Below are 17,491 nucleotides of genomic sequence, written 5' to 3' on the forward strand. Positions count from 1 at the left end.
CTGAAGATGGTTCATCTTAGCGCTCAGGAGCCCGTCCATGTTGCCCAGCCTGTTTATCTCCCACGGTTCACCGATGCTGGCGCTGGAGCCCGGTGCCAGCGGCCCGGCACTGGCGCGACTGGCCGCTGAACTGCCGCGCCCCAACGCCATTGTCATCGTCTCGGCGCACTGGGAAAGCCAGGAACTGCTGGTCAGCAGCCACTCGCACCCGGAAACCTGGCACGACTTCGGCGGTTTCCCCCGTGCGCTGTTTGAAGTGCAGTACCCGGCACCGGGCAATCCGCAGCTGGCCGCCGAGGTGGCTCAACTGCTGAACGCCAATGACCTGCCGGCGCGGCTCGATCCGCAACGACCGTTCGATCATGGTATTTGGGTGCCACTGTCTTTGATGTATCCGCAGGCCGATATTCCGGTGGTGCAAGTCTCGTTGCCGAGTCGCGGCGGACCGGCATTGCAGACGCGAGTTGGCCGTGCACTGGCGAGCCTACGCGAACACGGCATTCTGTTGATCGGCTCCGGCAGCATCACCCACAACCTCCGGGAGCTGGATTGGCATGCCGGCCCGGAAAGCGTTGAACCGTGGGCGCGGGATTTCCGTGACTGGATGATCGACAAGCTGGCGGCCGACGATGAAACAGCGCTGCATGATTATCGCCAGCAGGCGCCGAATGCCGTGCGCAGTCACCCGAGTGATGAGCATTTGTTGCCGCTGTACTTTGCTCGCGGTGCTGGCGGGGTTTTCAGCGTGGCGCATCAGGGTTTCACGATGGGGGCGCTGGGTATGGATATTTATCGCTTCGGCTGACGTCATCGCTGGCAAGCCAGCTCCCACAAGGTGTTGTGTCGCCCGATGAGCAGGCAAAAAAAATCCCCGAACCAGTCGGGGATTTTTTATGTGCGATCAATCAGCCCGAGGGCGGATCAATCTTCGCGGTAGCGACGCAGCTTGAGCTGCTTACCGGCCACGCGAGTGTCCTTCAGTTTGGTCAGGAGTTTTTCCAGACCTTCTTCCGGCAGCTCGACGAGGCTGAAGCTGTCACGCACCTGGATGCGACCGATCGCTTCACGGGCCAGACCGCCTTCGTTGAGGATGGCGCCCAGCAGGTTTTTCGCAGCGATACCGTCACGCGCGCCCAGCGCGGTACGGCAACGAGCACGGCCTTCGCCCAAAGGCATTGGCGCGCGACGCTCGCGGTCACCACGATCAGGACGATCACCGGAACGCTCAGGACGGTCGCCACGCGGTGCGTTGTTCGGCACCAGTGGACGTTCCTTCTCGATTGCGGCCAGGTTCAGCGCTTGACCATTGGTGGCTTTGCGCAGCAGCGCAGCAGCCAGAGCACGCGGGGTGCAACCGATGTCGGCGGTCAGGCGGTCGAGCAGCTCACCGTGAGTCGATTCGGCATCAGCAACCAGCGGCGAAAGGCTGTTGGTCAGTTTCTTGATGCGAGCATCGAGAACGGCTTGAGCGTCCGGCAGACGCACTTCGGCAACTTTCTGACCGGTTACGCGCTCGATCACTTGCAGCATGCGGCGCTCACGTGGAGTCACCAGCAGCAGGGCGCGACCTTCGCGACCGGCACGGCCGGTACGGCCGATACGGTGCACGTAGGATTCCGGGTCGTACGGCATGTCAACGTTGAACACGTGAGTGATGCGCGGAACGTCCAGACCACGGGCAGCAACGTCGGTGGCGACAACGATGTCCAGACGGCCATCTTTCAGCGAGTCGATGACGCGCTCACGCTGGTTCTGGGCGATGTCACCGTTCAACGCGGCGGCTTTGTAGCCTTTGGCGTCGAGGGCGCTGGCCAGGTCCAGAGTGGCTTGCTTGGTGCGCACGAACATGATCAGGGCGTCGAAGTCTTCGACTTCCAGCAGGCTGAGCACGGCCGAGGTTTTCTGGTCAGCGTGAACCAACAGGTGAGCCTGTTCGATCGCGGTAACGGTCTGGGTCTTGGTCTGGATCTTGACGTGTTGCGGATCGCGCAGATGGCGTTCGGCAATGGCGCGGATCGACTGCGGCAGGGTCGCCGAGAACAGCACGGTCTGGCGGGTCGATGGCAGAGCCTTGAAGATGACTTCCAGGTCATCCATGAAGCCCAGCTTCAACATTTCGTCAGCTTCGTCGAGAACCAGATGGTTCACGGTCGACAGGACTTTCTCGTCGCGACGCAGGTGGTCGCACAGACGACCCGGAGTAGCGACAACAATCTGTGCGCCATTACGGATTGCCTTGAGTTGCGGGCCCATCGGCGCGCCGCCGTAGACAGCCACGACGGTGACGCCTGGCATTTGCTTGGCGTAGGTTTCAAAAGCGGTTGCTACTTGCAGCGCCAACTCTCGGGTTGGCGCCAGGATCAGGGCTTGCGGTTCGCGCTTGGCAGGATCGATGCGGTGCAGGATAGGCAGTGCGAACGCGGCGGTTTTACCGGTACCGGTTTGCGCCTGGCCAATCATGTCCTGGCCGGCCATGATGATCGGGATCGATTGCTGCTGAATCGCCGAAGGCTCTTCGTAGCCAGTCGCTGCGACGGCTGCAAGAATATTCGGGTTGAGATTAAAAGCGGCGAATCCGCCGGTTTCCTGGGTCATGGGTCTGCCTCTAAGTGCATCCGCAAAGACCCATGCTCCAAAGCTGCGCATGCCGTGTTGAGACTCAAGAGTCGCCCTGGCAGCTTTGTCGGCGGGGATTTGCGAAAACGAATGAATGAAGATGAATCGTCAAGGAAGAGCCCGCAATGCGGACGTGCAGCCGAAGCTGACTTCGGGAAATGCGCTACCTAAACGCGGCCCGGTTAAAGGCCGGCGCGCACTATACCGGATTTCGCCCGAAAAGGGAGCTTTTTTTGTGGCCCTTATCCGTGTGTCACCGCCGTGTAACGGGGTTTTGCGGATAATCGCGCAACGGTCTATTTTGCAAAGGCCCGGCCCTGCGGGCGATGACGCTTAAACGGTTCACCGACCTGCGGCAAAGCGCCGCGCACCCGCCCTTCCCGCTTGAGGATTTAGCCATGAATCAGCCCTGCGCCGGCCGCGTCAGCCGAGAACGTCGTGGTCATGTGCACTTGATCGGCCTCGATCGGGCGGCCAAGCGCAACGCTTTCGATATCGACCTGCTCAACGACCTGAGCCTGGCCTACGGCGAGTTCGAAGCCGACCGCGAAGCGCGGGTCGCCGTGGTGTTCGGCCACGGCGAGCACTTCACCGCCGGGCTTGATCTGGTCAATGCCAGCGCGGCGCTGGCCGAAGGCTGGCAGGTTCCGACAGGCGGGTGCGATCCCTGGGGCGTTTTCGTCGGGCCACGGGTGAGCAAGCCGGTAATCGTCGCCGCGCAGGGTTACTGCCTGACTATCGGCATCGAGCTGATGCTGGCGGCGGACATCAATCTGTGCGCGAGCAATACCCGCTTCGCGCAGATGGAAGTGCAGCGTGGGATCTTTCCGTTTGGCGGGGCGACTTTGCGTTTCCAGCAGATTGCCGGCTGGGGCAATGCGATGCGCTGGTTGCTCACCGGCGACGAGTTTGATGCACACGATGCGTTGCATCTGGGCTTGGTCCAGGAAGTGATGGCCAGTGAAGACTTGCTGCCCCGTGCGATCGAGCTGGCCGAACGGATTGCCCGGCAGGCGCCGCTGGGGGTGCAGGCGACCTTGATGTCAGCGCGACAGGCGCGTTATGAGGGTGAGACAGCGGCGGCGCAGGCGTTACCGGCGTTGGTGAAGAAGTTGCTCGCCACTGAAGATGCCAGGGAGGGGGTGAGATCGCTGGTGGAGCGGCGGCCAGGGATTTTCAAAGGGGTGTGAAGAATCTGCTGCCTGTCAGGGCCTTTTCGCGAGCAGGCTCGCTCCCACAGGTCGAACGCATTTCAAATGTGGGAGCGAGCCTGCTCGCGAAGGGGGCGGTACTGCCGGCTCAGGTCGCCGGGCGAATCGCGTTGATCAACGACTGCAACGAGTACCCCAACTGCGGCGCCAGCGCTTCGGCTCGTTGGGTCAGCGCCTGCATGTCCAGCGCCTGATCGAGATCCGCCGGGATAATCAGAATCACGTTGCCCTCCTTCACCGGCAACTCCCAGTAATGCCGGTGATAGAGCCCGCGCAACAATGCCGCGCCCAGCGGTTTGCCGTCATCGGTGGCCCACTGGTTGATCACCAGCCAGCCGCCCGGATTCAGGCGCTTCTGACAATCGCCGAGAAAACTCCAGGCCAGATGCCCGACACCGGGACCGACATCGGTATAGAGGTCGACGAAAATCAGATCCGCCGGCTCGGCAGTCGGCAGCAGTTCAAGCGCATCGCCGACGCGGATGTACAAACGCGGATCATCATCCAGGCCAAGATATTCGATGGCCAGCCGCGGCACGTCCGGGCGCAGTTCGATGGCCTCGACGTCTTCCAGCGGCAGAAACTTCAGGCAAGCCTGGGTCAGTGTGCCCGCACCCAAACCGAGAAACAGCGCGCTCTCCGGCTGCTCGTGGCACAGCGCGCCGATCAGCATCGCGCGGGTGTAGTCGTACTCCAGCCAGCTCGGGTCGGCAGTGAACACGCAGCTCTGCTCGATCGCATCGCCAAACTCGAGAAAGCGGTAATCGGCCACTTCCAGCACGCGAATCACGCCGAACTCATCCTGTACTTCGGCGAGCAGATGCTCGACGCGCTCCTCAGTCATTTCGTCTCCTGATGGTCACCGGGCGCGGTGACGCGATGGCACCGCTGTGGCGCCGTGGCAAAGCGGCGATTGTCGGCGATGGGGCGGGAGCAGGTCACGCACTAATTGCTGCTAACATGGCGCTTCCCTGCGTACGAACTTCGAGACCGTGATGAGCCAACCGTGGAGCCCTGACAGCTGGCGCGCCCTGCCGATCCAGCAACAACCGCAATACCCCGACGCCGCGCACCTGCGCCAGGTCGAGCAAACCCTGGCCAGCTATCCGCCGCTGGTGTTCGCCGGCGAAGCGCGCGAGCTGCGCCGCCAGTTCGCCGAAGTTACCCAGGGTCGCGCGTTTCTGTTGCAGGGCGGCGATTGCGCGGAAAGCTTCGCTGAATTCTCCGCAGCGAAGATTCGCGACACCTTTAAAGTGTTGCTGCAGATGGCGATCGTCATGACCTTCGCTGCCGGTTGCCCAGTGGTCAAGGTCGGGCGCATGGCGGGTCAGTTCGCCAAGCCGCGTTCGGCCAACGACGAAACCATCGGCGGCGTGACCCTGCCGGCCTACCGTGGCGACATCGTCAACGGCATCGGCTTCGACGAAAAGAGCCGCGTGCCGGATCCTGAGCGTTTGCTGCAGTCCTATCATCAGTCCACAGCGACCCTGAACCTGTTGCGCGCTTTCGCCCAGGGCGGTTTCGCCGACTTGCACCAAGTGCACAAGTGGAACCTGGATTTCATCGCCAACTCGGCGCTGGCCGAGAAGTACAGCCACCTCGCAGACCGCATCGATGAAACCCTCGCATTCATGCGCGCCTGCGGCATGGACAGCTCGCCGCAACTGCGCGAAACCAGTTTTTTCACTGCCCACGAAGCGCTGCTGCTGAATTACGAAGAAGCCTTCGTACGCCGCGACAGCCTGACCAACGATTACTACGATTGCTCGGCGCACATGCTGTGGATCGGCGACCGCACGCGTCAGCTCGACGGCGCGCACGTTGAATTCCTGCGCGGGGTGAACAACCCGATCGGCGTCAAGGTCGGACCGAGCATGGACCCCGATGATCTTATCCGCCTGATCGACGTGCTCAACCCGGACAACGATCCGGGGCGTTTGAACCTGATCGCGCGGATGGGTGCGAACAAGGTCGGCGATCATCTACCGGCACTGATCCGCGCGGTCCAGCGCGAAGGCAAGCAAGTGCTGTGGAGCTCCGACCCGATGCACGGTAACACCATCAAGGCCAGCAGCGGCTACAAGACCCGTGACTTCGCGCAGATCCTTGGCGAGGTGAAGCAGTTTTTCCAGGTGCACGAAGCGGAAGGCAGTTATGCCGGCGGCATTCACATCGAGATGACCGGACAGAACGTCACCGAGTGCATCGGCGGCGCGCGGCCGATTACCGAGGATGGCTTGTCCGACCGTTATCACACCCACTGCGATCCACGGATGAATGCTGACCAGTCGCTGGAATTGGCTTTTTTGATTGCCGAGACCCTGAAGCAAGTCCGCCGCTAGACCGAGTAGCCCCAATTCGCGAGCAGGCTCGCTCCCACATTTGCAATGCGTTTCCCTGTGGGAGCGAGCCTGCTCGCGAAAGGGCCGGCTCAGGCCCCCTCCATCTGCGCCAATGCCACCCGCAACCGCCCCGCACTCTCGCGCTGACAATTCAACTGCACCCGCTCAAGCCCCAGCCAACCCGCCATCCGCCGCAAATTCAGCGCCAGCGCCAGCATCCCCTCCTCGTCCAGTCCCGATTCTTCCTCATGCACCGCATGCACCGCCAACTGCCCCGCTGCCCGCTCGGCACGCAGATCAACCCGCGCGGCAATCCGCTCGTTGTGCAAAAACGGCAGCACGTAATAGCCGTAAACCCGCTTGGGCTGCGGTGTGTAAATCTCCAGACGATAGCGGAAATCGAACAAACGCTCGGTGCGGCTGCGCTCCCAGATCAGCGAGTCGAACGGCGACAGCAGCGCACTGGCGATGACCTTGCGCGGCACTTTGGGCTCCGGCAGGCAATAGGCGATCTGCCGCCAGTCGGCGACTTCGCACATCTGCAATTGCCCCGCCTCAACCAGTTCAGCCAGACGCGGCCGCGCATCCGCAGGGCTCAGGCGAAAGTAATCACGCAGGTCTCTTTCCGTACCAACGCCCAACGCTTGCGCCGCATGCAACAGTAAACTGCGTTGCGCCTCGGCCTCACCCGGTTGGGGCTGCTGCAGAATCGCTGCCGGAATCACCCGCTCGGGCAAATCGTACAAACGCTCGAAACCGCGTCGCCCCGCCACTGTGACCTCACCGGCGGCGAACAACCATTCCAGCGCATGTTTCTCGGCACTCCAGTCCCACCATGGCCCGGCCTTGTCTTCGCGGGTCGACAGACTGCCGGCGCCAAGCGCGCCCCGCTCCTCAACCGCAGTCAGCACGCGGCGGATGGTTTCCTGTTGTTCGCGACCAAACCTCGCCAATTGCTGATAGATGTCTTCGCCACGCTTGGCCCGCTGCATGCGCCAGCGCAGCAACGGAAACATCGACAGCGGCAGCAACGACGCTTCATGGCCCCAGTATTCGAACAGCGTGCGCCGACGGCCCGAACTCCAGGCAGCCTGGTCGAGCAAGTCAGATGGATAGCAACCGAGACGGGAAAACAGCGGCAGGTAGTGCGAGCGCACCACGGCATTGACGGAATCGATTTGCAGCAGGCCCAGCCGTTCGATCAGCCGGTTCAGATGACTGGCATTGACGTTCGGCGGCTGGCGCCCGTTGAACTCTTGGGCAGCCAGCGCCAGACGTCGCGCCTGTTTGAGGGAAAAGGACACTGTCGCGGGCATTTATTCCTCCATGTCTGCTCGCAACCTACCTCACCTGAAAGGGGTTTGTGTAGCGATAGCCTCATCATTTATGCATCGGGTCGTCCCAGAACGGCCGCACGGTTTCATGCTCCACATCGGCGCGGCTGATGCCGATGTCCTTCAGCGCTTCGTCGCTGAGCCCGGCGAGCATTTCCCGTTCACGATGCAGCTCATACCAGCGGCTGAATTTGTGCAGCAGATCGGACACGATATGGCCGTGGCCGGACAGCTGTTCTTGGCTTGCATACTCTCTTTGACCTTTCATCGTCTTGCCTCCTTTTGTGGATGGCTCAAGTCTCGCGCCGGCGCTAAGATCAATCCAACGAATGTTTCTGATGGCATGCATCACGGAGATTCATCAATTGTCCGCCTACCCCAGTATCGATACCGATGTCCTGCGCACCTTTGTCGCGATTGCCGATCAGGGCGGTTTCACCCGTGCTGGCGAGATGGTCAACCGCACCCAGTCGGCGGTGAGCATGCAGATGAAACGCTTGGAAGAAGACGTGTTGCAGCGCCAGCTGTTCGAGCGTGATGGGCGCCAGGTGCGCTTGACGGCCGAAGGCCAGGTGCTGCTCGGTTATGCACGGCGCATCCTCAGACTGCACAGTGAGGTGTTCAACACCCTGCGCGAGCCGCACATGGTCGGCACCGTGCGCATCGGTACGCCGGATGATTATGTGATGCGTTTTCTGCCGGGAATCCTGTCGCGGTTTGCGCAGTTCTATCCGCTGATCCAGATCGAAGTGCATTGCGAATCGACCAAACAACTGTTGCAGCGCACTGATCTGGACTTGTCGATCGTCACCCGTGAGCCGGGCAACGAGATCGGCCAGTTGCTGCGCAAGGAGCGCTTTGTCTGGGCCGAGGCGCAGAACTTCAGCGCCCACGAACAGACGCCGCTGCCCCTGGCGATGTTCAACAGTGATTGTTTCTGCCGCTTGTGGGCGTGCAATGCGCTGGACGCGATGGGCCGCGATTACCGCATCGCCTACAACAGCAGCAGCCTGTCGGCGCTGATGGCTGTGGTCAGCGCAGGGCTGGCGATCACCGCGCAACTGGAGAGTCTGATCACCCCGGACATGCGCATCCTTGGCGCCGCCGAAGACCTGCCGCTGCTGCCCGAGGCAAGCATCATGCTGATCCGCAATCTGAATAACCCGTCGCCGATCACCGAGTGCCTGGCCGAACACATTGTCGAGGGCTTCAAACTTTAAACGCGAGCATCACCGCACACAGCACGAGGAAGCCGCAAAACAGCCCACGCAGAATTTTTTCCGGCATGGCGTGGGCAACTTTCACGCCCCAACTGATGCTGAGCAGACCACCGACCGCCAGAGGCAGACCGATCATCCAGTCGACTTCATGGTGCACGGCGTAGGTCACCAGGGTTACACCAGTGCTCGGCAGGGCCAGCGCCAGCGACAAGCCCTGAGCGACCACTTGGCTGGTGCCGAACAGGCTGGTCAGCACCGGCGTCGCCACCACCGCGCCGCCGACGCCGAACAGACCGCCCATGGTCCCCGAGGCGGCGCCGAGCACGCCCAGCCACGGCCACGAATAGCGCATCTCGGCAGTCGGCGCTGGGCGCGGGCCGAACATCTTCAACAGGTTGTAGGCCGACAGCGCCACCAGAAAGGCGACAAAGCCGATGCGCATGGTCTGCGCATCGATGCCCACCGCCCAGATCGAGCCGAGCCAGGCAAAGCAGAAACCCATCACCGCCAGCGGCAGCGCATGGCGCAACTCGATGCGATTGCGTTGGTGATAACGCCACAGCGCCAGCATCACGTTCGGTACCACCATCACCAGTGCCGTGCCCTGGGCGATCTGCTGATCAAGCCCAAACCACACGCCAAGCAACGGAATCGCAATCAAGCCACCGCCAATGCCAAAGATCCCGCCCAATGTGCCCAGGGCGGCGCCGAACAGCAGGTACAACAGAAAATCCATCACAACGGTAATCCTCTAACGACAGGCGGCCAATGCTACGCACTCGCGCCTAGCGGGGAAACGCATAGCAACGCACAATGGCTATGCCGATTTTGCACAAGCGTGGTTTCCATGAATCCCAACCAATTGACCGATCAGCTCGGCTTGTTTCTCGATGTGCTGGAGAGTGGCAGCTTTTCTGCCGCTTCGCGCCGCCATCCGCTGACGCCTTCCGCCGTGGCGCGGCGCATCGATAGCCTGGAAAGTGCCGTCGGCAGTCAGCTGTTCGTGCGCAGCACCCATGCCGTGCTACCGACTTCGGCCGGTCTGGCCTTCGCCGAACGGGCGCGACGGATCATCGCCGAGTTGCAACTGGCGCGTGCCGAAGCGGTGTCGTTGAGCAGCGCACCGGAAGGCCTGATCCGCATCGATGCGCCAGCAGCCTTCGGGCGCCGGCATCTGGCGCCGGTGATTGCCGATTTTCTCCTGCTGTATCCGGGACTGGATGTGCAGATGCACCTGATCGACAGCTTCAGCGACATGGCCGGCAGCAGCCTGGGCAAGGTCGATCTGGTGCTGCGTACCGGCCAGTTGGCTGACTCGCGCCTGGTCGCCACGCCATTGGCGAGCATGGTCCGCGTCGCCTGTGCCAGCCCTGACTATCTCAAGCAGCGTGGTGTGCCCGAGCATCCGGCGCAGTTGAGTGAACACGACGGGCTCGACTGGGAAGGCCTTGCGCCGCCGTTTGCCTGGAAATTCGAAGTGGACGGGCAAATGCAATTGCACCGGCCATCGCGCGTACGTCTGAGCGCCAACAATGCCGAAGCTCTGGCGTGTGGCGCGGCGGCGGGTCTGGGCGTCGCACACTTGCCGACCTGGCTGGCCAGCGAATACCTGCTGCGTGGCGAACTGGTGCCACTGTTCTGCGAAAATGGCCTGCCGCCGCCGGAGTCCACCGGCATTTACGCGCTGCGCATGGAACAGCAGGTCCATTCGCGCAGTCGGTTATTGCTGGAATACCTGAAAACCCGCTTCAGTCCGGTGCCGCCGTGGGATCTGGCGTTGCAACGGCAATTCGCCCGGCACTGAGGCCGGACATATTTATCTGGCGCCTTAAAGATTCGAGCGCTAGATTAAAAAACGATCAACGATCAAGGCTTTGACATGACTTCCGAACGCGACAACTGCGACGACCTTCTGCTCGACAATCAGGCGTGCTTCGCCCTGCACTCGACCTCGCTGATGATGACCAAGGTCTACAAGCCGCTGTTGCAGGCGCTGGGCCTGACCTATCCGCAATATCTGGCGATGATGGTGCTGTGGGAGAAGGACGGTCTGACTGTCGGAGAAATCAGCGCACGCCTGCTGACCGATCCGGGATCGCTGACGCCATTGCTCAAACGCCTGGAAGCCGAAGGCCTGCTCAGCCGCACCCGCAGTCGCGAAGATGAGCGGGTGGTGATTGTCGAACTGACCGCAGCGGGCCGAGCCTTGCGCGACAAGGCGCAGACCGTGCCACAGTGCATTCTCGGCGCCAGTGGCTTCACCCTTGAACGTCTGCAGAAATTGCAGGCCGAGCTGCAAGCGCTGCGCGGACATCTGCAAGACAGCCTGAATTAAGCCCCGCTACATCCCCCTGTGGGAGCGAGCCTGCTCGCGAAAGCGTCCGATCAGACAGCGAGTCGTTGAATGTTCCACCGCCTTCGCGAGCAGGCTCGCTCCCACACTGATTTCAGCGCCAACAAAAATATTTTTCCCGCCTGAATTCCCTCGGCAAGCGCTCTAAATCAAGCCTTACCGGTCCCTGCCACGCTATGCCCTTGAGCAAAACGTGCTTTTTGTTAAAAATTTATCTTGCGCACTAAACATTAGCGCTATACATTCTCTTCACACCTACTTAGCGCGCAAACAATTAGCGCACAAAACCACAACCCATGAGGCTCACACCATGCAAACTCTCTACACCGCAATCGCAACTTCCACTGGCGGCCGTGACGGTCGTGCGATCTCCAGCGACAACGTACTGGACGTCAAACTGGCCACTCCGAAAGAACTTGGCGGTGCTGGCGGTGCGGCGACCAACCCTGAGCAACTGTTTGCTGCCGGTTACTCGGCCTGCTTCATCGGCGCACTGAAATTCGTCGCCAGCCAGACCAAGCGCAAGATTCCCGACGACGCGTCGATCACCGCCCATGTCGGCATCGGCCAGATCCCTGGCGGTTTCGGTCTGGACATCGATTTGCACATCAGCCTGCCGGGCCTGGAACAAGCCGATGCGCAGTCGCTGGTCGACGCCGCTCACCAGGTCTGCCCGTACTCCAACGCCACCCGTGGCAACGTCGATGTGCGTCTGCACGTAACCGTGTAATCACTCAAGTCTCCGGCCCGAACAAGGAAATTGAACATGAACACTTTCAGCAAAGTCTTGACCGGCACCCTTCTCGCCCTGTCGGTACACAGCGCTTTCGCCGGTGATGTCGAACACAACACCCAGGCATTTCTCGATGCGCTGAACTCAGGCAGCGGCAAGCCGATCGAGCAGCTGTCGCCCAAGGATGCCCGCGCCGTGCTGGTCGGCGCGCAGTCCGGGGTCAAGTTGACGTTGCCCAAAGCCGATGTCAGCGAGAAGACCATCCAGGTCGATGGTCAACCGCTGAGCCTGACCATCGTCCGGCCGGCCGGGGTCAAGGGTGAGCTGCCGGTGTTCATGTTCTTCCACGGCGGCGGCTGGGTGCTGGGGGACTTCCCGACTCACGAACGTCTGGTGCGCGATCTGGTGGTCGGTTCGGGTGCGGCGGCGGTGTTCGTCAATTACACCCCTTCGCCGGAAGCGCATTACCCGGTGGCGATCAACCAGGCCTACGCTGCGACCAAATGGGTGGCGGAACACGGCAAAGAGATCAACGTCGATGGCAAGCGCCTGGCCGTGGCCGGCAACAGCGTCGGCGGCAACATGGCCGCAGTGGTTGCACTGATGGCCAAGGACAAGGGCACCCCGGCGATCAAATTCCAGGTACTGCTGTGGCCGGTGACCGATGCCAACTTCGACACCGGTTCGTACAACCAGTACGCCGAAGGGCACTTCCTCACCCGCAACATGATGAAGTGGTTCTGGGACAACTACACCACCGACGCCAAACAGCGTAACGAGATCTACGCTTCACCGCTGCGCGCCACCACCGCGCAACTCAAAGGTCTGCCACCTGCACTGGTGCAGACTGCCAGCGCCGACGTGCTGCGCGATGAAGGTGAAGCCTATGCGCGCAAACTCGATGAAGCCGGAGTTTCGGTAACGTCGGTGCGCTACAACGGCATGATTCACGATTACGGTTTGCTCAACGTGGTCAGCCAGGTACCGGCGGTGCGGTCGGCGATGTTGCAGGCGTCTGAAGAACTGAAGCAACACTTGAAGTAACCACAGTCCCATTGTGGGAGCGAGCCTGCTCGCGAAAGCGTCCCGTCAGACAGCGCTTCATTGAATGACACACCGCATTCGCGAGCAGGCTCGCTCCCACATGGGACAGGTGTGAAACTCAAAGCGCAGGCACAAAAAAACCCGACTCAATGGTCGGGTTTTTTCTTTCCGCAAAAAGCAGTGCTTATTTCGCACGGCCTTTGTAGGAACCGCCTTCGCGGGTATCGATCTCGATCATGTCGCCGATTTCGATGAAGTCGGCAACCGACAGCTCGGTACCGTTCTTCAGTTTGGCAGGCTTCATCACCTTGCCGGAAGTGTCACCGCGAGCGGAGCCTTCGGTGTAGTCAACCTGACGCACGATGGTGGTCGGCAGCTCTACGGAAACCAGACGCTCTTCGAAGAACACGGCTTCGCAAACGTCGGTCATGCCTTCTTCAACGAAAGGCAGAACGCTTTCGATGTCTTCGGCGTTCAGCTCGTACATGGTGTAGTCAGTGGTGTCCATGAACGTGTAGGTGTCACCGCTGATGAACGACAGGGTGGCTTCTTTACGATCCAGGATCACGTCGTCCAGTTTGTCGTCCGCACCGTAAACGGTTTCGGTCTTGTAACCGGTCAGCAGGTTCTTCAGCTTGGTCTTCATGATCGCGCTGTTACGGCCCGACTTGGTGAATTCAGCTTTCTGAACCAGCCAAGGATCGTTGTCGATACGGATCACGGTACCGGGTTTGAGTTCTTTACCAGTTTTCATTGCGAATATCCGAATTTGGATGGGATTTACAAAAATCTAGGCCGCGTATCATATCCAATTTACATAAAACTGTACCAGCGCCGTGGCAAGATCCGCCTGCAAGGCCTGTTCCAGACACCATGCCTCGGCGTTTTTCTGAAGTTCCGGCCAATGATTTCGCACCGCCAGCCAGTGCTCGCCGATCGGTTGCCCGGCGCTCCACGCTCGCCACAGACCGTTCATCGCCTGCGCCGCAGCGGGCGAAAGGCCGTGAGTGTAGAGCGCGAGGAAAGCGTCGAGCTTGTCCAGATGGATGTCATCGTCCTGCTGATAGATGTGCCAGAGCATCGGCCGCCCCGCCCATTGCGCGCGCACGAATGAATCTTCACCGCGCACCGCGTTGAAATCGCAGCACCAGAGCAGATGGTCGTATTGATCCTGACGGACGAACGGCAGAACTTGCATGGTCAGGGACTCGCGCACATGAATCGCACCGACCATCAAGGTTTCCACGCCCAGCCAGCGCGCCACATCGCCGAGAATCCGCCCTTCCGGCACCAGCAGGTGAGTCGCCTGTGCGTCGGCCGCCAGCACATCCAGCCAACTGGCCAACCCGGCATTTTCATAAGCAAACAGCGAGATCAGTTGCGCATCGGGCGCGGGATCAATACCCAGGTCTTGCAGGAAATGTTGCTGAGCCGGCCGATCCTTCTGAAACTGCCGACGCTGTTCGAGCAGTCCGCATTCGCGCAGCAGGCCACCGGTGCCCGGCTTGAAGCCCGGAAAGAAGAAGAACTTCTGCACCGATTTGTATTTCACCGACGGCAAGCCATGGCAGCCGGTGACCCAGTCTTCGGCGCTGAGATAATCGAGGTTGAGCCACAGCGGCGGCGTTTCCCGCGCAGCCATGCTGTCCATGTAATCAGTGGGCAACTGACAGGCGAAGGCGGCGATGACTACGTCGGCTGCCTCGGCGTGCGGCCATTCGCTCGGCCACTGACGCACCTCGACGCCCTGCTGCCATTGCTGCACAACATCGACATCGATCTCAGGACAGAGGCGCTCGAACGCGCGTAGATCATCCACCCACAGGCGCACCGGCAAGGCATGTTCGGCCACCAGTTGCCGGGCCAGGCGCCAGGTCACGCCGATGTCACCGAAGTTATCGACCACGGTGCAGAAAATGTCCCAGCGGGGTTTCGCTTCAGGCATGCCGTTCTCCCGTTGGCAAAAGACCTCGATTGTCCGCATAAATGCGCTCGCGCAGAAGAGCCGACGGCGATTAATCTTCGTGCGACAATCGCCACTTGCCCGCAACCATCCGCCAGGAGGCCGCCATGCCCTACCGTCCGAATCCGCGTCGTCCCTTGCCTGTTCAGCTTAGCGCGCTGCATCTGACCGGCAGCATTGCGCTGGGCCTGTGGCTGGGGTTCCTGGCGATTGCGCTGACCTGCTGGCTGCTATCGCGCTTCATCTTTCCCGAGCAATTGGCCCCGGTGGCTCAAGCGGTGCAGCAATTGGCCAATCCGCCAGTTGCAGTCGAGCCACAGCCGGACGTCGCACCGCCGCCAACGCCGCTGTTCCAACAGTACGAAGAAAACCTGCGCAAGAATGAACAGCAGGCCCGACTGGACCAGGCGCGCGCCAATTCGCGCAATGCGTCGAACCCGAAATGCCAGTTCTGGCTGCAGCAGGACCAGACCGCGCCGACCGAAAAGAGCCGCGCCAACGTTTTGCAATTCTGCGATTGATCATGAACAAACACAGCGTCCACCAGTTGATTCTCGACAAGCTGCGCATCGACCTCGACATCGCCGAACGCGCTGCGCAAACCGCTTACGAAACCGCGACCCACGAAGAAAACATCGCCGAAAACAAGTACGACACGCTGGGGCTGGAAGCGTCATATCTGGCGGCGGGTCAGGCGAAGCGGGTTGAGGAGATTCGTCAGTCACTGGCGCTGTGCCAGAACCTGACGTTGCGTGCCTACGACGAAAATCGCGGCATCGAAGTCGGCGCCCTGCTCGGTCTGGAGGACGAAAAGGGTCGCGAGCAATGGCTGTTTCTGGCGCCGGATGCGGCGGGGCTGAAAGTCGACGTGGTGGGTCAGCCGGTTACCGTCATTACCCCGCGCTCGCCGCTGGGCAAAAGCCTGCTGGGCAAGTTCGAGGGCGATCAGGTGGAGATTCTGGTGGCGGGCACCCGGCAACAATTTGCTGTCACCGAGGTGCTCTGAAGCGGGTGCTTAGTGAACGGGCAGTTCGACGCCGTCGAACAGTTCTTCCAGCTCTTGCTTGTTGTGGCACTGAATGGCCTTGGCCATGACTTCGCGGGTCAGGTGCGGAGCGAATTTCTCGATGAAGTCGCACATGAAGCCACGCAGGAAGGTGCCACGACGGAAACCGATCTTGGTGATGCTCGACTCGAACAGCTCGCTGGCATCCAGCACCACCAGGTCGTTATCGAGTTTGGTATCGACGGCCATTTTAGCCACGATGCCCACGCCCAGACCCAGACGCACGTAGGTTTTGATCACGTCGGCGTCAGCAGCGGTGAACACCACTTTCGGCGTCAGGCCACGATGGCTGAAGGCTTCGTCGAGCTTGGAACGGCCGGTGAAACCGAACACGTAAGTAACAATCGGATATTCGGCCAGCGCTTCGAGGGTCAGCTTCGGCAGCTTGGTCAGCGGGTGGCCGTGGGGTACGACCACGCAGCGGTTCCAGCGATAGCACGGCATCATCACCAGATCACCGAATAGCTCCAGCGCTTCAGTGGCAATAGCGAAATCGACGGTGCCGTCAGCGGCCATTTCGGCGATCTGCATCGGCGAGCCCTGATGCATGTGCAGGGCCACGTCCGGGTATTGCTTGATGAAATTGCTGATCACCGGCGGCAGCGCATAACGCGCCTGGGTGTGGGTGGTGGCGATCGACAGGGTGCCCTTTTTCTCGTTGGAGAATTCCTGGGCAATCTGCTTGATGCTTTCGACTTTGCGCAGAATCTCGCCGGCGGTGGTGATGATGCGCTCGCCGGCCGGGGTGACGCGGGTCAGGTGCTTGCCGCTGCGGGCGAAGACTTCGACGCCCAGCTCGTCTTCCAGCAGGCGGATCTGCTTACTGATGCCCGGTTGCGAGGTGTACAGGCTTTGAGCGGTAGCGGAAACGTTGAGGTCGTGGTGCGCCACTTCCCAGATGTAGCGCAGTTGTTGAAGCTTCATATCAATCCCTCAAAGCAGGTAGACGCCACGGGCATCAGCGACGGTATATAACTATATTAATGGTTCGAAGAATAAATCTAGAACTTTTTTATCAAAACGCCATTATTCCTGCTTCAACGATCGTCCCGCCGCCGGCGCTCCATCAGCGGCACCAGATAGACCGGCACCTTGGCCAACTGCAGAACCCGCGCCGCCGTGCGCCCCAACGGCGTTTCCGCGCCGACGCCATGGCTGTGACTGCCGACGATCAGCAGATCGACCGAGAGTTTGTGCACCTGGTCGAGAATCACCTGCGACGGATCACCCTGCAGCACGCGCACCGCGCGAATGCGCTGCAGATCCTGTTCGCCGTCGTCCCCCAGTTCTTCACGAAAGCTGTCGAGCACCCGCTGTTCGATATTGGCAATGACTGTTTTCAGACCCTGACTATGGAATTCGTTCAATGCCTGTTCGTCGAGATAGCTTTGCAGCACTGACTCGGCAAACAGGCCCATGGGTTCCACCGCGTGTACTACATACAGATCGGCATTGAAGGTGCGCGCCAAGGCCAGGGCATGCTGCATCACGAACGGTGCGTACAGACCGAGGTCGGTGGCATACAGCATTGAGCGAATCATGGGACCTCCTCGCGAGCCAACGATGGCGGAGATTGATTCAGCTTAGCAGTGCCTTGGCGAGTACGACG

19 protein-coding genes are annotated in these 17,491 nt (G+C 60.8%); 10 read left to right on the forward strand and 9 right to left on the reverse strand.

The window, feature by feature from the left end; all coding sequences use genetic code 11:
- Positions 1-37: 37 nt before the first annotated feature.
- Entirely contained in the window at positions 38-805 is a 768-nt protein-coding gene (locus AB9L16_RS17745; RefSeq protein WP_375122481.1) for a DODA-type extradiol aromatic ring-opening family dioxygenase, read from the forward strand.
- 116 nt (positions 806-921) lie between these two features.
- Here the strand turns inward: AB9L16_RS17745 and AB9L16_RS17750 are convergent, their stop codons facing one another.
- Complete coding sequence (locus AB9L16_RS17750) at positions 922-2,595, reverse strand: DEAD/DEAH box helicase (RefSeq protein ID WP_016770859.1); 1,674 nt, start codon at positions 2,593-2,595, stop codon at positions 922-924.
- 419 nt (positions 2,596-3,014) lie between these two features.
- Here AB9L16_RS17750 and AB9L16_RS17755 point away from each other — a divergent pair, with 419 nt between their 5' ends.
- Positions 3,015-3,806 carry a crotonase/enoyl-CoA hydratase family protein gene (locus AB9L16_RS17755; RefSeq protein ID WP_056788494.1) on the forward strand — a complete coding sequence of 264 codons (792 nt, stop codon included), beginning with the start codon at positions 3,015-3,017 and terminating at the stop codon, positions 3,804-3,806.
- Positions 3,807-3,915: 109 nt separating this feature from the next.
- On the opposite strand, the gene AB9L16_RS17760 is transcribed toward AB9L16_RS17755, so the two are convergent.
- Entirely contained in the window at positions 3,916-4,671 is a 756-nt protein-coding gene (locus AB9L16_RS17760) for a spermidine synthase (RefSeq protein WP_056788491.1), read from the reverse strand.
- 151 nt (positions 4,672-4,822) lie between these two features.
- Here AB9L16_RS17760 and AB9L16_RS17765 point away from each other — a divergent pair, with 151 nt between their 5' ends.
- Entirely contained in the window at positions 4,823-6,169 is a 1,347-nt protein-coding gene (locus tag AB9L16_RS17765; RefSeq protein ID WP_095182202.1) for a class II 3-deoxy-7-phosphoheptulonate synthase, read from the forward strand.
- Positions 6,170-6,258: 89 nt separating this feature from the next.
- On the opposite strand, the gene AB9L16_RS17770 is transcribed toward AB9L16_RS17765, so the two are convergent.
- Together AB9L16_RS17770 and AB9L16_RS17775 are read right to left on the reverse strand one after the other, a co-directional pair.
- Positions 6,259-7,485, reverse strand: a complete 1,227-nt coding sequence (locus AB9L16_RS17770) for a winged helix-turn-helix domain-containing protein (protein WP_375122482.1) — start codon at positions 7,483-7,485, stop codon at positions 6,259-6,261.
- A 64-nt stretch (positions 7,486-7,549) separates the two neighbouring features.
- Complete coding sequence (locus tag AB9L16_RS17775) at positions 7,550-7,771, reverse strand: DUF1127 domain-containing protein (protein ID WP_016770864.1); 222 nt, start codon at positions 7,769-7,771, stop codon at positions 7,550-7,552.
- A gap of 97 nt (positions 7,772-7,868) precedes the next feature.
- Between AB9L16_RS17775 and AB9L16_RS17780 the strand changes: the two genes are divergently transcribed.
- Positions 7,869-8,723 (forward strand): LysR substrate-binding domain-containing protein, encoded by an 855-nt coding sequence (locus AB9L16_RS17780; protein WP_375123776.1) that lies wholly within the window; start codon positions 7,869-7,871, stop codon positions 8,721-8,723.
- Here AB9L16_RS17780 and AB9L16_RS17785 read toward each other — a convergent pair.
- On the reverse strand, positions 8,713-9,459 hold the full coding sequence (locus AB9L16_RS17785; RefSeq protein WP_221264894.1) for a sulfite exporter TauE/SafE family protein: 747 nt from the start codon (positions 9,457-9,459) through the stop codon (positions 8,713-8,715). The two genes, AB9L16_RS17780 and AB9L16_RS17785, sit on opposite strands and share 11 nt — an antisense overlap.
- A gap of 111 nt (positions 9,460-9,570) precedes the next feature.
- Here AB9L16_RS17785 and AB9L16_RS17790 point away from each other — a divergent pair, with 111 nt between their 5' ends.
- The 4 genes from AB9L16_RS17790 (at position 9,571) to AB9L16_RS17805 (ending at position 12,853) form a co-directional block, all read left to right on the forward strand.
- Positions 9,571-10,527 (forward strand): LysR substrate-binding domain-containing protein, encoded by a 957-nt coding sequence (locus tag AB9L16_RS17790; protein ID WP_016770867.1) that lies wholly within the window; start codon positions 9,571-9,573, stop codon positions 10,525-10,527.
- Between the two features lie 75 nt (positions 10,528-10,602).
- Complete coding sequence (locus AB9L16_RS17795; protein WP_042607887.1) at positions 10,603-11,058, forward strand: MarR family winged helix-turn-helix transcriptional regulator; 456 nt, start codon at positions 10,603-10,605, stop codon at positions 11,056-11,058.
- Positions 11,059-11,386: 328 nt separating this feature from the next.
- Positions 11,387-11,806: an organic hydroperoxide resistance protein gene (locus tag AB9L16_RS17800; RefSeq protein WP_007940002.1), complete on the forward strand. Its 420-nt coding sequence runs from the start codon at positions 11,387-11,389 to the stop codon at positions 11,804-11,806.
- A gap of 36 nt (positions 11,807-11,842) precedes the next feature.
- Entirely contained in the window at positions 11,843-12,853 is a 1,011-nt protein-coding gene (locus AB9L16_RS17805; RefSeq protein ID WP_252878650.1) for an alpha/beta hydrolase, read from the forward strand.
- A 184-nt stretch (positions 12,854-13,037) separates the two neighbouring features.
- Here AB9L16_RS17805 and AB9L16_RS17810 read toward each other — a convergent pair whose 3' ends face one another.
- Both AB9L16_RS17810 and earP read right to left on the reverse strand, forming a co-directional pair.
- Positions 13,038-13,607 carry an elongation factor P gene (locus AB9L16_RS17810; RefSeq protein ID WP_003226785.1) on the reverse strand — a complete coding sequence of 190 codons (570 nt, stop codon included), beginning with the start codon at positions 13,605-13,607 and terminating at the stop codon, positions 13,038-13,040.
- 48 nt (positions 13,608-13,655) lie between these two features.
- Entirely contained in the window at positions 13,656-14,798 is a 1,143-nt protein-coding gene (gene earP / locus AB9L16_RS17815; protein WP_375122483.1) for an elongation factor P maturation arginine rhamnosyltransferase EarP, read from the reverse strand.
- Between the two features lie 125 nt (positions 14,799-14,923).
- On the opposite strand from earP, the gene AB9L16_RS17820 reads away from it, so the two are divergent.
- Together AB9L16_RS17820 and AB9L16_RS17825 are read left to right on the forward strand one after the other, a co-directional pair.
- Positions 14,924-15,337 carry a hypothetical protein gene (locus AB9L16_RS17820; protein WP_041478413.1) on the forward strand — a complete coding sequence of 138 codons (414 nt, stop codon included), beginning with the start codon at positions 14,924-14,926 and terminating at the stop codon, positions 15,335-15,337.
- Between the two features lie 2 nt (positions 15,338-15,339).
- Positions 15,340-15,822 carry a GreA/GreB family elongation factor gene (locus tag AB9L16_RS17825; RefSeq protein WP_041478411.1) on the forward strand — a complete coding sequence of 161 codons (483 nt, stop codon included), beginning with the start codon at positions 15,340-15,342 and terminating at the stop codon, positions 15,820-15,822.
- A gap of 9 nt (positions 15,823-15,831) precedes the next feature.
- On the opposite strand, the gene cysB is transcribed toward AB9L16_RS17825, so the two are convergent.
- Positions 15,832-16,806, reverse strand: a complete 975-nt coding sequence (gene cysB, locus AB9L16_RS17830; protein WP_016770873.1) for an HTH-type transcriptional regulator CysB — start codon at positions 16,804-16,806, stop codon at positions 15,832-15,834.
- Positions 16,807-16,919: 113 nt separating this feature from the next.
- Positions 16,920-17,423 carry a universal stress protein gene (locus AB9L16_RS17835; protein WP_041478409.1) on the reverse strand — a complete coding sequence of 168 codons (504 nt, stop codon included), beginning with the start codon at positions 17,421-17,423 and terminating at the stop codon, positions 16,920-16,922.
- Positions 17,424-17,491 lie beyond the last annotated feature (68 nt).

It is taken from the genome of Pseudomonas sp. LW8, assembly GCF_041956865.1.
GTDB classification, from domain to species: Bacteria; Pseudomonadota; Gammaproteobacteria; order Pseudomonadales; family Pseudomonadaceae; genus Aquipseudomonas; species Aquipseudomonas siliginis.

What these genes read in the sequence shown, in the direction of transcription:
- AB9L16_RS17810 (WP_003226785.1), bottom strand. Translation starts at nt 13,607, where the DNA reads ATGAAAACTGGTAAAGAACTCAAACCCGGTACCGTGATCCGTATCGAC.
- AB9L16_RS17750 (WP_016770859.1), bottom strand. Translation starts at nt 2,595, where the DNA reads ATGACCCAGGAAACCGGCGGATTCGCCGCTTTTAATCTCAACCCGAAT.
- AB9L16_RS17795 (WP_042607887.1), top strand. Translation starts at nt 10,603, where the DNA reads ATGACTTCCGAACGCGACAACTGCGACGACCTTCTGCTCGACAATCAG.
- AB9L16_RS17785 (WP_221264894.1), bottom strand. Translation starts at nt 9,459, where the DNA reads ATGGATTTTCTGTTGTACCTGCTGTTCGGCGCCGCCCTGGGCACATTG.
- AB9L16_RS17775 (WP_016770864.1), bottom strand. Translation starts at nt 7,771, where the DNA reads ATGAAAGGTCAAAGAGAGTATGCAAGCCAAGAACAGCTGTCCGGCCAC.
- cysB (WP_016770873.1), bottom strand. Translation starts at nt 16,806, where the DNA reads ATGAAGCTTCAACAACTGCGCTACATCTGGGAAGTGGCGCACCACGAC.
- earP (WP_375122483.1), bottom strand. Translation starts at nt 14,798, where the DNA reads ATGCCTGAAGCGAAACCCCGCTGGGACATTTTCTGCACCGTGGTCGAT.
- AB9L16_RS17820 (WP_041478413.1), top strand. Translation starts at nt 14,924, where the DNA reads ATGCCCTACCGTCCGAATCCGCGTCGTCCCTTGCCTGTTCAGCTTAGC.
- AB9L16_RS17765 (WP_095182202.1), top strand. Translation starts at nt 4,823, where the DNA reads ATGAGCCAACCGTGGAGCCCTGACAGCTGGCGCGCCCTGCCGATCCAG.
- AB9L16_RS17790 (WP_016770867.1), top strand. Translation starts at nt 9,571, where the DNA reads ATGAATCCCAACCAATTGACCGATCAGCTCGGCTTGTTTCTCGATGTG.
- AB9L16_RS17835 (WP_041478409.1), bottom strand. Translation starts at nt 17,423, where the DNA reads ATGATTCGCTCAATGCTGTATGCCACCGACCTCGGTCTGTACGCACCG.
- AB9L16_RS17745 (WP_375122481.1), top strand. Translation starts at nt 38, where the DNA reads ATGTTGCCCAGCCTGTTTATCTCCCACGGTTCACCGATGCTGGCGCTG.
- AB9L16_RS17770 (WP_375122482.1), bottom strand. Translation starts at nt 7,485, where the DNA reads ATGCCCGCGACAGTGTCCTTTTCCCTCAAACAGGCGCGACGTCTGGCG.
- AB9L16_RS17805 (WP_252878650.1), top strand. Translation starts at nt 11,843, where the DNA reads ATGAACACTTTCAGCAAAGTCTTGACCGGCACCCTTCTCGCCCTGTCG.
- AB9L16_RS17825 (WP_041478411.1), top strand. Translation starts at nt 15,340, where the DNA reads ATGAACAAACACAGCGTCCACCAGTTGATTCTCGACAAGCTGCGCATC.
- AB9L16_RS17755 (WP_056788494.1), top strand. Translation starts at nt 3,015, where the DNA reads ATGAATCAGCCCTGCGCCGGCCGCGTCAGCCGAGAACGTCGTGGTCAT.
- AB9L16_RS17800 (WP_007940002.1), top strand. Translation starts at nt 11,387, where the DNA reads ATGCAAACTCTCTACACCGCAATCGCAACTTCCACTGGCGGCCGTGAC.
- AB9L16_RS17760 (WP_056788491.1), bottom strand. Translation starts at nt 4,671, where the DNA reads ATGACTGAGGAGCGCGTCGAGCATCTGCTCGCCGAAGTACAGGATGAG.